This window comes from Acinetobacter towneri DSM 14962 = CIP 107472 (assembly GCF_000368785.1).
In the GTDB taxonomy this organism is placed as follows: Bacteria; Pseudomonadota; Gammaproteobacteria; order Pseudomonadales; family Moraxellaceae; genus Acinetobacter; species Acinetobacter towneri.
In genome coordinates, this window is record NZ_KB849690.1 from 517,269 (window position 1) to 531,294 (window position 14,026).

Annotated in this window: 11 protein-coding genes and 1 riboswitch; of the genes, 8 read left to right on the forward strand and 3 right to left on the reverse strand. The window is 41.4% G+C overall.

Annotated features, from left to right (window positions below):
* Positions 1–120 precede the first annotated feature (120 nt).
* The 3 genes from F947_RS09725 to F947_RS09735 form a co-directional block, all read right to left on the reverse strand.
* Positions 121–834 carry a glycerophosphodiester phosphodiesterase gene (locus tag F947_RS09725; RefSeq protein WP_004975054.1) on the reverse strand — a complete coding sequence of 238 codons (714 nt, stop codon included), beginning with the start codon at positions 832–834 and terminating at the stop codon, positions 121–123.
* 168 nt (positions 835–1,002) lie between these two features.
* A complete protein-coding gene (locus F947_RS09730) occupies positions 1,003–1,587 on the reverse strand; it encodes a cob(I)yrinic acid a,c-diamide adenosyltransferase (RefSeq protein WP_004975056.1) in 585 nt (194 codons plus the stop codon).
* A 139-nt stretch (positions 1,588–1,726) separates the two neighbouring features.
* Positions 1,727–3,607 (reverse strand): TonB-dependent receptor plug domain-containing protein, encoded by a 1,881-nt coding sequence (locus tag F947_RS09735; RefSeq protein WP_004975058.1) that lies wholly within the window; start codon positions 3,605–3,607, stop codon positions 1,727–1,729.
* 36 nt (positions 3,608–3,643) lie between these two features.
* A riboswitch (cobalamin riboswitch) is annotated at positions 3,644–3,867 on the reverse strand.
* Positions 3,868–4,059: 192 nt separating this feature from the next.
* Here F947_RS09735 and F947_RS09740 point away from each other — a divergent pair.
* From F947_RS09740 to F947_RS09775, 8 genes are all read left to right on the forward strand, one after another.
* Positions 4,060–4,713 (forward strand): phosphoribosylanthranilate isomerase, encoded by a 654-nt coding sequence (locus F947_RS09740; RefSeq protein ID WP_004975062.1) that lies wholly within the window; start codon positions 4,060–4,062, stop codon positions 4,711–4,713.
* Entirely contained in the window at positions 4,685–5,929 is a 1,245-nt protein-coding gene (gene trpB / locus F947_RS09745) for a tryptophan synthase subunit beta (protein ID WP_004975067.1), read from the forward strand. Before F947_RS09740 ends, trpB begins: the two co-directional genes overlap by 29 nt.
* A 174-nt stretch (positions 5,930–6,103) precedes the next feature.
* Complete coding sequence (locus tag F947_RS09750) at positions 6,104–6,625, forward strand: DUF1543 domain-containing protein (RefSeq protein WP_004975068.1); 522 nt, start codon at positions 6,104–6,106, stop codon at positions 6,623–6,625.
* Between the two features lie 203 nt (positions 6,626–6,828).
* Positions 6,829–7,821, forward strand: a complete 993-nt coding sequence (locus F947_RS09755) for a DUF2804 domain-containing protein (protein WP_004975070.1) — start codon at positions 6,829–6,831, stop codon at positions 7,819–7,821.
* Between the two features lie 179 nt (positions 7,822–8,000).
* Positions 8,001–8,807, forward strand: coding sequence for an enoyl-ACP reductase FabI (locus F947_RS09760; protein ID WP_004975071.1), 807 nt, complete (start codon positions 8,001–8,003; stop codon positions 8,805–8,807).
* A gap of 176 nt (positions 8,808–8,983) precedes the next feature.
* The gene (gene glnE / locus F947_RS09765) at positions 8,984–11,728 is read left to right on the forward strand and encodes a bifunctional [glutamate--ammonia ligase]-adenylyl-L-tyrosine phosphorylase/[glutamate--ammonia-ligase] adenylyltransferase (protein ID WP_004975073.1); all 2,745 of its coding nucleotides are present in this window, start codon (positions 8,984–8,986) and stop codon (positions 11,726–11,728) included.
* Between the two features lie 34 nt (positions 11,729–11,762).
* Positions 11,763–12,689 (forward strand): branched-chain amino acid transaminase, encoded by a 927-nt coding sequence (locus F947_RS09770; RefSeq protein WP_004975074.1) that lies wholly within the window; start codon positions 11,763–11,765, stop codon positions 12,687–12,689.
* Positions 12,690–13,442: 753 nt separating this feature from the next.
* The gene (locus F947_RS09775) at positions 13,443–13,973 is read left to right on the forward strand and encodes a hypothetical protein (protein WP_004975075.1); all 531 of its coding nucleotides are present in this window, start codon (positions 13,443–13,445) and stop codon (positions 13,971–13,973) included.
* Positions 13,974–14,026: the final 53 nt, after the last annotated feature.

Sequence of the window (14,026 nt, forward strand, 5' to 3'; positions counted from 1 at the left end):
TGTACTGGGTGGTAACAGAATATAATGGTATCTGCGAGATTTTACGGAAATATGATATACGGTAGCCAAACAAGCACGATAAATCATTTATTTATTCATCAATATGCTTAAGGTTACCGCTTACAAGTGTTGCATCATCAGTTTAGGATAATCGGTAATTAAACCCTGAATCCCTAAATCTTTAAGCTGTTTGGCGCGTTCAATCTGGTTGACTGTCCAAACGCTGATATTCAGTTTGGCCTGTTGTGTGGCTTGAATGAGCGCACCGGTTGCGAGTTCGTTCATCCAACCAATTTGGCAACAACCTAATTCTAAAGCCTGATCAATGGCTTGATATTGCAGATCATCTTCAACCAATAAACCGCGTTTAAAGCGTGATTTTTGTTGTTGCAAAGCCCAGTGAATTTTCGGATCAAAACTGGTGATGATGGCGTTGTGTTCAAAACCCTTCAAATGTTGCTCTAAACTTTGGGTAATTTTTTCGGCAGCGGCATGCGAGTTGACCGCTTTGACTTCTACTTCAATATGATCAAAATTTTGAATAATGGTCATGGTTTGATTGAGTAGGGGCGTGGTTTCGACTTTATTCCAGTCCGACCACATCACCGCATGATTGTAATGGTTTAAATCTTCCAGACTACATTCATACAGTGCTTTGTCTTGTCCTGTGGTGCGAATGAATTGATCATCATGCATAACCACTAAGGCATTGTCTTTGAGTTGACGCACATCAAATTCGACGGCACGAATACCAATATTTTGAATATATTCAAAACCACCAAGCGTGTTTTCAGGTGCTTCGCCACGCGCACCGCGATGACCAATTATGCGCATAATGTGCCCATGAATTGAAAGTTTGCTTTCATTTTGCAAGTACGACGTGACAAAGAGATGACATTTCTTATTTTGGTCGGATGGTGTGAAATTTCAAGCAGCATCCGACGTGATTTTTTAGATGCAAAATCAGGGCTTTATTTTAGTTTCCGATTCTAGAGTGTGATGTCAGTTACCAATACTGTCGTTGATGTTCTTTTGCCATAACACTTCGCTGCCTCTTTCGGCACGTTGCAAGCTGCGAGATGCCACAAATAGCCAGTCAGACAGTCGGTTCAGTAATTGCAAAGATGGTGCCTGAATATTTTGATCACGGTTGTGTACGGTCATTAAACTACGTTCTGCACGACGACATACGGCACGGGCTTGATGTGCATAACTGCATGCCAATGTACCTGCAGGCAGAATAAATTCTTTGAGCATTGGCAGGCTTTCATTCATGCGGTCAATGTCTTGTTCTAGGAACTCAATCGCAAGTGGTTGTACGAGATGGTAATTGGGGATACAGACTTCACCGCCTAAATCGAATAGCCAGTGCTGAATCAGGCTAAGCGATTTGTCCCAAGTGTTTTTGTCTTGAATGTTGCTATGTGTAATTTGTGAGCGCAATACGCCTATGCAGGCATTGAGTTCATCGACATCGCCCAGTGCATGAATGCGTAAGTCGTCTTTGGCGACACGTGAGCCATCGCCCAGTCCTGTTGTGCCTGAATCGCCTGTGCGGGTGTAGATTTTGCTTAAACGGTGGCCCATGATCGTTCCTTGTTTGAAAGTGAAAGTTGCGTTTACTTGGTTGTAAGAAATAAAAGCTGGCGCAATAAAAAAGGATAATGTCGGTCATTACATTATCCATAAACTGCGCTGTTTTAAAGTTTTTGTTGTTATGCGGGTTTTAGTAGCGGAAAGTTACACCTGCTGAAGCGAGGCGACCGCCGTTGATGTACCAACCATCACTAAAGTTATCTGCAATTTTGTATTCAACATCTCCGATATTTTGAATATTGCTAAAAACCTTAATATTCGGGTTAATATTCCAGTACATATTTAAATCAACTGTAGCATAACCAGGTACTTTAACTTTGTTTGCATGATCGGCATAAATGTCTGAACGTGCAATTACAGAAGCACTCACTCCATAAGAGGCATTTTCTAGACCGGTGGATAGAGTAAAGGTCTGTTTTGGTCGGTATGCAATATTATTGTTGGTTTTCTTATTTTTTGAATCTGCATAGGCATATTCAGTGGTTAAGAAGATATCTTGCTCTTTCCATTTAAAGCCAATTTCACCACCATTGACTTCAGATTTTTCTATATTGGCAAAGCTTGATTTGTTTTGCCCAAGATAGTTGGTAACAATAAGATTTTTAATGCGAGTGTGATAGGTAGAAAAATATGCTGTTAATTGGTTATTTATTTTTTGATCTACACCAATTTCATAGGCCATACTTTTTTCTGGTTTTAAATTGGGATTACCATAAGTTGGATAAGAACCCTCTACAAAATAATATAACTCTGTCAAAGATGGCGTTTTAAATGCAGAGCCAATATTTGCATAAATGCTTGTGGTTGGTAAAATTTGATAGCGAATAGCGCCTTGTCCAACAGTATGTGTTCCAAACAATTCATTATCTTCGGTGCGAATGCCTACTTGTGTATTTAATTTTTCAGATTTATGTTGATGTTGTAAATAATAACCAACTGAATCTATATCCTGTTTTTCATTTTTTATAGATTTGCTTTCAAAGTTGGACTTTAGATAAGTGCTACCTAATAAAATACTTTGCTGCGGTGTTAATGACCATCGAAGATTTAAATCCCCTTCTTTGTTTTCTGTGTCAAAATGACCAGGTTCGCTGTCTAAGACATATTGATTATCTATAAAGTTAGAAAGTCTTGCAGAAAGTGTTAGGTTATCTTGAAGATCAAATTCAGTATTTACGTTGATTAAACGATTTTCAAAAAAACGTTTAGCTTTATTTTGACTAGTTGCCCAATCATAGAACTGGTTCGTTCCTTCATTTTGGCTAATAGCAATATTCGCTTTTATATTATCTTTATTATCGTATCCGACCTTTGCACTGTATCCTTTTTGATCATAACTCGCTTTTTGGCTTTTATTTTGATAGTCGAGAATTTTTGTTCCATCCGTTTCTAGACGTTGGCCTCTAATCTGTGCATAAAAATTATCCTGTACAAGATCACTACCAATAATAGTTTTATATGTTTTATTTTCTGCATAAATACCAGTAATAAATCCAGAATTTTGGGTTGGAGTTGTTGTTATCATTTGTACAACACCACCAATGGCATCAGTACCATATTGTACTGATGCTGGACCCTTTAGAATTTCAATTTGTTTTAGGTCAGAGGTATCGATAAATGTCGGGAAAAGAGCACTAAAGTGGTTTTGGCTATTTAAACGGGCACCATCTTTAAGAACAAGGGTATGGTTGGATTTTGTACCACGAATTGAAATTTCTGTAGTTTGTCCCATGCCACCATATTGTTTCATAAAAACACTAGGGTCTTTTTGTACTTCATCTGACAAATTTAGAATAGGATTACGCTCAATACTATTTTGATCAATTACATTAATCCGTGCAGGCACATCTTTAATATTTTGTTCACTACGTGAAGCAGTAACAACAAGCGTATCTAAAGCAGCATTCACCACACGCTGATCTTGCGATTCTGCAGCAAAAACTGAAGTTGAAAAACCCATTGCAAGCGCAATTGCGCCCACTAAAGCAGTAGGCTGAAAAAGAGTAGACATGACTTTGCTCCATACATTCACCCCACGTGAATGATTGAGTTAAGGGCACAACAAGCAGGTCTCCGGACTTCAATGTGCCAAGCATCTTTTAATCAATGATTGCTTCGCTGTATATCCACCTTCCCATATTGTTCATACAGTGGTGTAAATCATCTCATTTAAACAGATATACGTTTCATGGTTACCGTTGCGGGGGCAGTGTTGGACTTTCACCAACTTCCCTAAAGCTCAAAGCTAGGACTCGTTGCATTTGCGCGAAGTATAAAGTCTGTTCGGCATTTAAACAACGGAAATGCAGAATAATCCGCCTGAACTTCCCTCAACCCCTTAAAATTGCATTACAATGATTCGCCCCAATATCTGATTCTGTGAGTGTGAACAGACAATTTAAAAGTCGCGCACAGCAAGATCAGCAAAATGAAGATTGAAAATCAGGATTAGAGTCCAAAACGATGCGTACCCGTGCCAAAATTTGCGGAATCACGCGAATTCAAGATATAAACAGTGTTGTGCATGCGGGTGCAGATGCAATTGGCTTGGTGTTTTATCCACCTAGCCCACGCAATGTGAGCATTGAACAAGCACAAGGCTTGCTGCAACACATTCCCGCTTATGTGCAAGTGGTCGGTTTATTTGTCAATGCAACGGCAGAAGAAATTGCCGCTGTATTGAAACAAGTACCTTTAGATATTCTGCAATTTCATGGTGATGAAACACCCTTGCAATGTCAGCAAATAGCACAGCAAGTTGGACGTCGATGGTACAAAGCCATTCAGGTCAAACCTGATTTAAATGTGTTAGATGCGATAAAAAGCTATCAACAAGCAGGTGCAAGCGCAGTATTATTAGACGCGTGGCATCCTGAACTCAAAGGTGGAACAGGACACAGTTTTGACTGGTCAAAATTCCCCAAACTCGATATTCCTTTAATTTTGGCGGGTGGTTTAAACCCTGAAAATATTGAAGATGCAATTCAGACGACTCAAGCCTATGCCGTTGATGTCAGTGGCGGAGTTGAGTCTGCAAAAGGTATTAAAGACCAACAACTCATAGAAAACTTCATGCAAGGAGTCCAACGTGGATCAGCAAAGTACAAATCACAATAACTCAGTGATTGACTATACCCAATTCCCAGATGCAAAAGGGCATTTTGGTATCCATGGCGGACGTTTTGTGTCAGAAACGCTGATGGCGGCTTTACAAGATTTAGAGAAATTGTATTTCCGCATGAAAGATGATCCGCAGTTTTTGGCAGAATTCGACCGCGATCTCGCCTACTATGTAGGTCGTCCTAGTCCTTTGTATTATGCTGAGCGATGGTCAAAAGAGTTGGGGGGGGCGCAAATTTACTTAAAACGTGAAGATTTGAACCATACTGGCTCACATAAAGTGAATAACACCATTGGTCAGGCACTGTTGGCAAAACTGTCTGGCAAAAAACGCATTATTGCCGAAACAGGTGCGGGTCAGCACGGTGTAGCAACCGCGACCATTGCCGCTCGTTTAGGCTTAGAATGTGTGGTGTTCATGGGTGCAGAAGACGTGAAACGTCAGGCTATGAATGTTTACCGTATGCGTTTGCTTGGTGCAACTGTTGTACCTGTAGAAAGTGGCTCAAAAACCTTAAAAGATGCCATGAACGAAGCCATGCGTGACTGGGTCACCAATGTTGATTCTACATATTACGTGATTGGTACGGTCGCTGGCCCACACCCATATCCACAATTGGTACGTGATTTCCAGTCGATTATTGGTCGTGAAGCGCGTCGCCAAATTCAAGAGCAGGCAGGTCGTTTACCTGATGCATTAGTAGCTTGTGTAGGCGGTGGTTCTAATGCCATGGGCTTGTTCTATCCATTCTTGAACGATGCCGAAGTGAAAATGTACGGTGTCGAAGCTGCAGGTTTAGGCATTGAAACAGGCAAACACTCTGCACCATTGAATGCAGGACACGTGGGCGTATTACACGGTAACCGTACTTATTTAATGTCGGATGCACAAGGTCAGATCATTGAAACCCACTCTATTTCTGCAGGTCTGGATTATCCAGGTGTAGGGCCAGAGCACAGCTTCCTGAAAGATATGCACCGTGTCGATTACGTGCCAATCAATGACCAAGAAGCCTTGCAAGGTTTCCGTGATTTAACCCGTATCGAAGGGATTATTCCTGCTTTAGAAAGCTCGCATGCTATGGCTTATGTGAGCAAGCTTGCACCAACGATGGATAAAGACCAAATCATTATTGCGACTGTTTCAGGTCGTGGTGATAAAGACTTAATGACTGTTGCCCGCATTGATGGCGTGGAAATGGTCGATATGTAAATCGCAAGCTGCTTGAAATAAAGCATGCTACATTTCAATTCAATCGTGCTGAAGCAATTCGGCACGATTTTTTATTTGGAGGATTGAAAAATTCTCGCTACTTTAAACAATCATGCTTAAAAAGCATCAACCTTAAAAGCCATCATGCTTAGGAAATTTGCGTAGGAGTCGGATATGCCCAGTTTATTTATCGTGATGTTAGGCGGGCGTCATGCGCGAGCCAATACTGAAGTGCATGATGTGGTACTTGCGGTAGGTGATTCTTTAGAACAGACCTATCCGCAACTCAAGCAGGCTTGGTTTGCAGAGCCGAAAGGTTTACATATTGACGCATGGGCGCAAATTAATGGTGTTGAGTTTGAAGGTAAATCCTACTTTTTAAAATTTACCGATGCACAGCCGAATCAGGCAGAAAACCGACTGTATTTAATTAATTTGGGTGGATATGACCCGCGTGAGTTTGGCGAGTTACATCGTTATGTACTGGTGGTGGCGCAAAATCCAATGGTGGCAAAACAGCGTGGTAAAGCCTATTTTGCCCAGCACTGGCAAAAACAACATACCGATCGGGTCTTAGAGGTAGATGATTGTATTGCGATAGATCAGGTGCATGGTCGCTATGTGCAATTGGTTGAAGGCTCATTTTCAGGCAATCGTTGGGAAAATACCTATCTGACTTTGAATGCTGATGCTTAAATACCTTCAGAATATTGAGGGGAAGATATCTATTAATTTATATTTTGTATATTTAGTGAACGCTCAAGCCTTAAAATAGTAAAACAATCTATGCTTTTATAGTTTTTTGAACAAAATCATAAGCTGCGGGTTTTTTGTACATGCATTTGTAGGCATAATACGACCAAAGATGAATTGTTTTTAGACAATAGGGAATGTCTTCAATGGATTTAATTCAGGCGAATGGACAACCGCATTATGGACGTTTTAGTGAACTTCCCAAAAAAATTGATTATCAGGCTTATCAATATAAATCACCGTATGGTGAAGTATTGTCGGGTTGGCGTAAACGCTTAAAATATAAAAAGTTTAAATTTTGTAGTATTCAGCACGAACACTATACCATTGGGCTTGCGATTGCCGATATTGCTTGGGCAGGGCACGGTTTTGTCTATATTTATAATCACATGACGGGCGAAGTGCAGGAATGGAATGCGATTAATTTTTTATCGCGTAATACGGTTTTAGATGAGCAACCGTTATTTAATCAAAGTTTTTTTGAAAAATCGCCATTTCAAATTGAAATTCAACATGCCAATGGTGTGCGTTATATCCGCGTGACCAAATATGGTGAAATTAAACTCAGTGCGCGGATATTTTGTGCAGGCACAGACCCGCTAAGTATGTGTAGCCCAACAGGTATTAATGGTTGGACTTACACCCAAAAACTGACCACACTCGGCTGTGAAGGCTATTTTGTTAATAAAACAGGACAAACCATTCAATTCCATGAACGCACCTTTGCTTCTTTAGATGATACCTGCGGTTTTTTACGCCCTGAAACAGCATGGTTTTGGTTGTCGTGCAACTTTTGGGATACCGAAGACCGTCGTGTAGGCTTGAATCTGGCTTCTGGTGTGAATGAAAGTTTTGGCAACGAAAACTGTTTGTGGATTAATGGCGTGCTGTATCCCTTAACAGATGTGTTGTTCCAACCTGAGGATGATGGCTCGTGGAGCATTCGCTCACTGGATCATCGTTTGAATTTAACTGTCAGCACAGGTTGGCGCCGTTATGAAAACCTGAATTTGCGTCTAGTCGGCAGTCAGTTCAGCCAATGGCAAGCTAAAATTAGTGGTACTATTCAACAAGACGATACCGAAATTATTTTGTTAAACGAATACGGCTTGCTTGAACAGCATTATGCCAAGTGGTAGGGCAAGTTTTTAACCAAGATTGTACGTCACCACTTGCAGATTATCATGTGACGTCATCTATCACTCACTTGAATCGCCATTGAGTTTTTACATAAACGGCAAAAAAAGGCGCATTATGCAATTTCACTATGCGTTCAGAATTGGCATGATATTGCGAAATATATCAAGGTGAGTTTCACATGGCACAAGGTCTTTTGGCGGGTAAGCGTTTTTTAATTGCTGGTATTGCAAGTAAATTATCTATCGCATTTGGTATTGCAGAAGCATTGCATCGTGAAGGTGCAGAATTAGCATTTACTTATCCGAATGAAAAACTCAAAAAACGTGTTGATGACTTCGCTGCACAATTTGGCTCAAGCATTGTATTGCCTTGCGATGTAGGCGTAGATGCAGAAATTGAGCAAGCTTTTGCTGACTTGGCAAAGCACTGGGATGGTTTGGATGGTTTGGTTCACTCGATTGGTTTTGCGCCTGCGCATACTTTAGATGGTGACTTTACCGATGTTACAGATCGTGATGGTTTTAAAGTTGCGCATGACATTAGTGCTTATAGCTTTATTGCGATGGCACGTGCTGCAAAACCATTATTACAAGCACGCCAAGGTTGCTTATTGACTTTGACTTATCAAGGTTCTGAGCGTGTGATGCCAAACTACAACGTCATGGGTATGGCGAAAGCATCTTTAGAAGCAGGTGTACGCTACTTGGCTTCAAGCTTGGGTGCTGACGGTATTCGCGTGAATGCAATTTCTGCAGGCCCAATTCGTACGCTTGCCGCATCAGGCATTAAATCATTCCGTAAAATGTTAGACCTGAATGAAAAAGTTGCACCTTTAAAACGCAACGTGACCATTGAAGATGTTGGTAATGCGGCATTATTCCTTTGCTCACCATGGGCGAATGGTATTACTGGTGAAATTCTGTATGTCGATGCAGGTTTTAACACGGTTGGTATGAGCGCAGAATTAATGCTAGATGCTGAATAAGCATTGCATCAAGCAGATAAAACCGAAGTTTAGGCTTCGGTTTTTTTATCGCTGCATTTTAAGCAAGAGGTATTTTGCAGATTGCTGTAATTTTATTTTCTTCTTTGGCGCATCTGCTGCTATAAATAGATGAGTTGACAATATTTCAAAATAAAACTGGGTTTTAGGTCTTAAAAATGAATGCGGAACAATTGCAAAAAACGTTACATGCCAGTCAATATGCAGAACAAGTCTTGGCAAATCACGAAAGCCTGTTACAGCAGGATTATGCAATTGACCAATTCCTAAAACCGCTGAGCGCAGACTACATTCATCAACTGGTGATTTCGACTTTACAAGACATTCAAGATGAAACCTTGTGGATGAAAACCCTGCGAATTTTACGCGCGCGTTTAATGTTCCGCTGGATTTGGCAAGATGCCAACCAACTCACCGATGTGGTGACGTTGACACAGGAACTTTCAGACTTTGCCGATATTTGTGTGCAAGTTGCCAAAGATTTTGCGCGGATTCCGTTGGTTGCCAAGCATGGCGAACCGATGGGATATAACGGCAAAGTCCAAGACCTGATTGTGGTCGCCATGGGTAAACATGGTGCGCAGGAACTGAATTTATCCAGCGACATCGACCTGATTTTTGCCTTTGATGAACAAGGCGAAACCAATGGACGCAAGTGTATTGAAGTGCAGCAATTCTGCATTTTATGGGGACAAAAACTGATCTATCTATTAGATCATATCACCGCCGATGGTTTTGTTTTCCGCGTCGATATGCGTTTACGCCCGTGGGGCGATGGTTCTGCTTTGGCGATTAGCCATGTCGCACTGGAAAAATATTTAAGCCAGCATGGACGCGAATGGGAACGCTATGCTTGGATTAAGGCACGTATTATCACAGGTGGGCAAGAAGGTTATGAACTGCTGGAAATGACCCGACCTTTCGTATTCCGCAAATATGTCGATTACACCGCCTTTGAAGCCATGCGCGAAATGAAAGCCATGATTGAGCGCGAAGTGCAGCGTCGTAATATTGAAGACAATATTAAATTGGGCGCGGGCGGTATTCGTGAAGTTGAATTTATTGTGCAGGTTTTTCAGCTGATTTACGGTGGTTCAAAACTAGAATTACAAGACCGCCAGTGTTTGGTGAGTTTGCGCCATTTGGGCGAAGCTGAATTGCTAGAGCCACAAGCCGTACTGGATTTGGAAGATGCCTATTTATTCCTGCGTCGAGTAGAACATGCCATTCAAGCCTTGAATGATCAGCAAAGCCAAGCTTTACCGACTGAACCTGAGTTACGCGCACGCATTAGCGATACTTTGGGCTTTGCCGATTGGGACAGCTTTATGCAGACCCTAAATGAAAAGCGTGTCAAAGTCATTTATCAGTTTGAGCATTTAATTAAAGAAAATGAACCCGATTCTTTGCTGGAAAATTACAGTCAGCTAGAAAAACAGCTCGATGCGGTACTAGACGATCAAGCGAAAAATTTAGTGCATGAGTTCTGGTATGGACATGCCATTAAAAAACTCACCGCCAAAGCTTTACAGCGTTTAAAAACCTTTTGGCCACACTTGATTGAAGCAGTGTTGCAGTCAGAAAATCCACAAATGGCATTGATGCGTTTAATGCCACTGGTCGAATCTGTTCTGCGTCGTACCGTGTATTTGGTCATGCTGATTGAAAGCAAGGGGGCACTGCAACGCTTGGTAAAAATGGCCACAGTCAGCCCGTGGATTTGTGAAGAATTAACGCAATATCCTGTGTTGTTAGATGAATTTTTATCTATGGATTTTGAATTGCCAAAACGCAGTGATTTGGAAGATTCTTTACGCCAACAATTGCTGCGCATTGAACTGGATGAAGTTGAAGACCTCATGCGGGTGCTGCGTTTATTCAAAAAATCCAACGTATTGACAGTTGCGGCCAGCGATGTACTGGCAGAAAGCCACTTAATGAAAGTGTCAGATGCGTTAACTGATATTGCCGAAGTGACTGCAAATGCAGCCCTGCAACTGGCCTATCAAATGATTGTCAAAAAACATGGTTATCCGCTAGACAGTGAAGGACAGCGCTGTGGTTTGGAGCATAACGCTTTTGCCATTATTGGTTATGGCAAAGTGGGTGGCATCGAACTGGGTTACGGCTCAGATTTAGACGTGGTTTTTATTCACAACATGGATGAACAAGCCGATACCGATGGCATTAAACCGATCAGTGGCTTTGAGTTTGCCATGCGGGTGGCACGCAAATTTGTATCTTTAATGACCACGCAAACTTTAGATGGTCGCGTTTATGATGTCGATACCCGTTTACGTCCTTCGGGAGATGCGGGTTTACTGGTGACCAGTTTACGCGCTTTCGAGCAATATCAACTGAAAAGTGCGTGGCTGTGGGAGCATCAGGCTTTGGTTCGTGCACGCAGTATTGCAGGCGAACAATGTTTACGTGACAAGTTTGAAGTGTTGCGTTGTCAGATTCTAACCCAGCCGCGTGACGAAGCTTATGTCCGCAGCGAAGTGCTGAAAATGCGTCAAAAAATGAAAGATCATTTGGGTTCATCTAAAGAGCAAAAAAAAGATGGAATTTTTCATTTAAAACAGGATGCAGGTGGTATCGTTGATATCGAATTTATGGCACAGTATGCGGTATTAGCCTGGAGTGGGTCGAATCCTGATCTCGCCCATTATTCCGACAACGTAAGAATCCTTGAAGATGCCGCAAGAACAGGTTGCTTATCCAGCGACGATGCGACAGCATTGATTCAAGCTTATCTCCGTGAACGAGCCGAAAGCCACCGCTTAGCCCTTGCAAATCAATCCATGCAAGTCAATGCTGCGGACTGGTACGATACCCGTGAGGTCGTTTGCAAGTTATGGCAAAGATTAATTGATCCGACTGCAATGTCTGCGTTGGATTAAAATGACTATTGTATAAACATTTGGAGTGTGTGCCATGAATTTGGCTGATCGTGATGGTTTTATTTGGCAAGATGGACAATTGGTTGACTGGCGTGATGCAAAAATTCACGTCTTAACGCATACCTTACACTACAGTATGGGTGTGTTTGAGGGTGTCCGCGCTTATGAAACGCCAAACGGAACTGCGATTTTCCGTCTTCAGGACCATACTAAGCGTTTGTTAAACTCTGCAAAAATCTATCAAATGAAAGTACCATTTGATCAAGCAGCTTTAGAACAGGCGCAAATTGATGTGGTACGTGAAAACAAACTTTCATCGTGCTATTTACGTCCATTAATTTGGATTGGTTCTGAAAAACTGGGTATTGCTGCAACCAATAACACCATTCATGCTGCTGTTGCGGCTTGGGGTTGGGGTGCATACTTGGGTGAAGAAGCGATGGCTAAAGGTATTCGCGTTAAAACTTCATCGTTTACGCATCATCATCCAAACGTGACCATGTGTAAAGCTAAAGCTTCTGGTAACTACACTTTGTCTATTCTTGCACACCAAGAAGTAGCGCAAGCAGGCTATGACGAAGCGATGTTGATGGATCCACAAGGTTATGTATGCCAAGGTTCTGGCGAAAACGTATTCTTAATTAAAGATGGCGTTTTACATACACCAGACATCGCAGGCGGTGCTTTAGATGGTATTACGCGTCAAACGGTGATCACCATTGCTAAAGACTTGGGTTATGAGGTAGTTGAACGCCGTATTACGCGTGATGAATTCTACATTGCCGATGAAGCCTTCTTTACAGGTACAGCAGCAGAAGTTACCCCAATTCGTGAATACGATGACCGTGTAATTGGCTGTGGTTCACGTGGCCCAATTACCACTGAAATTCAAAAAACTTTCTTTGACGCAGTTCAAGGCAAGAATGACAAATATGCACATTGGTTGACTTACGTTAAATAAGTCACGCGTGTGTACCTGAGTCAACATGATTGACTCAGGTGTGATGACCCCGTTCAGGCAATAGTTTGAATGGGGTTTTATTTTGTCTGCTATTGCGTTATGAGTTAGCTAAACATCTTGCGAGGTTTATCTCTCACGTTACAGATATAGATGAATGATCAACTGTTTCTTCGTTGAGTTGGTGGTGTGCAAATTTGATCTTTTGGATAGATTCAGCCGCCCAAAACATGGCTTTTTTATAGCGAGAGGCAATCCCTGTAATTGGTGAGATTTGATGTTAAAAAACGCTCAGTCTGTTGAATGTGATAGGAGATAGTGAATTAAATACGTGAAAAGTGTAGTAAAAATTAGGCTGAAAACTGAATTTTGACCATTCTTTCAAAAATAAACCTACTTAAAATGTAACAAAAGTTAAAATAAAAATGTTGTTAAAGTTAAATAAAAACAATGTGTTGGTTTAAATGTAAATAAATATATTTTTTGGGTATCCCTAGAATTGGTATCACAAGTTTTAGGGAGTGGGCTGCTCCCTAGTTTTTTGCGATGTCATTTAAAACAGTACTTTAATCTCCTAATTAGCTGAATTCCAAGGTTTATTTAATATTGTGTGAATTAGGGCGTATAGATGGCTTTTTGTGAGAAATACCTAAAATGAAGAAGCTCGCTAAGGATTGAGTTTCAATAATTCTAACGATATCTCAAGTGAGTGAATGATTAAAAAATGGTTTTTTATAAGAGTTATGGAGAAGTGACATGTCTAAATTTATTAAAACTGCTGCTGCTTTGATGGTTTTCGGAGCTTTTTCAACGGTAACAATGGCGGGTGGTAATCATCATCCTAAACCAGACCCTAAGCCAACCCCAGTATGTAACGAAGGGCCATGTACAGGAAGTATTCCAATTCAAGTGATTGTGCCTAAGCGCTGTGAGCTGAAAGTGAAAACACCAAGTATCTCATTAAAAGATGGTGCAGAAGCTTCTGGTCAATTTATGGTTGGGGCGAATGCAAAGTACAACTTATTGGTCGATACCGACAACCGTGTTGGTGGAGGCAAAACAACCAAATCTGCAGCCAAATCAGGTAGCCATGCAGTGGGCTTAACAGTTGAAACCAAGCTTACGGGTTCATCGTCTGTGATTCAGTTAAATGATCAGCAAACCAACATTGCGCCAGGTAGCAATGGCTGGAATTCTTACAATGTCTTGGTTAAAAGTGAGGGCGTAGGTATTTCTAAACCAGCGGGTACTTACACCGATAAATACAACATTCGAGTGTCATTCTAATTCGCTTGAACTCAATCTAAATCAGTTGGCTTTACCGACAGGGTGGAGTCAAC

What these genes read in the sequence shown, in the direction of transcription:
- F947_RS09725 (WP_004975054.1), bottom strand. Translation starts at nt 834, where the DNA reads ATGCGCATAATTGGTCATCGCGGTGCGCGTGGCGAAGCACCTGAAAAC.
- F947_RS09730 (WP_004975056.1), bottom strand. Translation starts at nt 1,587, where the DNA reads ATGGGCCACCGTTTAAGCAAAATCTACACCCGCACAGGCGATTCAGGC.
- F947_RS09735 (WP_004975058.1), bottom strand. Translation starts at nt 3,607, where the DNA reads ATGTCTACTCTTTTTCAGCCTACTGCTTTAGTGGGCGCAATTGCGCTT.
- F947_RS09740 (WP_004975062.1), top strand. Translation starts at nt 4,060, where the DNA reads ATGCGTACCCGTGCCAAAATTTGCGGAATCACGCGAATTCAAGATATA.
- F947_RS09750 (WP_004975068.1), top strand. Translation starts at nt 6,104, where the DNA reads ATGCCCAGTTTATTTATCGTGATGTTAGGCGGGCGTCATGCGCGAGCC.
- F947_RS09755 (WP_004975070.1), top strand. Translation starts at nt 6,829, where the DNA reads ATGGATTTAATTCAGGCGAATGGACAACCGCATTATGGACGTTTTAGT.
- F947_RS09760 (WP_004975071.1), top strand. Translation starts at nt 8,001, where the DNA reads ATGGCACAAGGTCTTTTGGCGGGTAAGCGTTTTTTAATTGCTGGTATT.
- glnE (WP_004975073.1), top strand. Translation starts at nt 8,984, where the DNA reads ATGAATGCGGAACAATTGCAAAAAACGTTACATGCCAGTCAATATGCA.
- F947_RS09770 (WP_004975074.1), top strand. Translation starts at nt 11,763, where the DNA reads ATGAATTTGGCTGATCGTGATGGTTTTATTTGGCAAGATGGACAATTG.
- F947_RS09775 (WP_004975075.1), top strand. Translation starts at nt 13,443, where the DNA reads ATGTCTAAATTTATTAAAACTGCTGCTGCTTTGATGGTTTTCGGAGCT.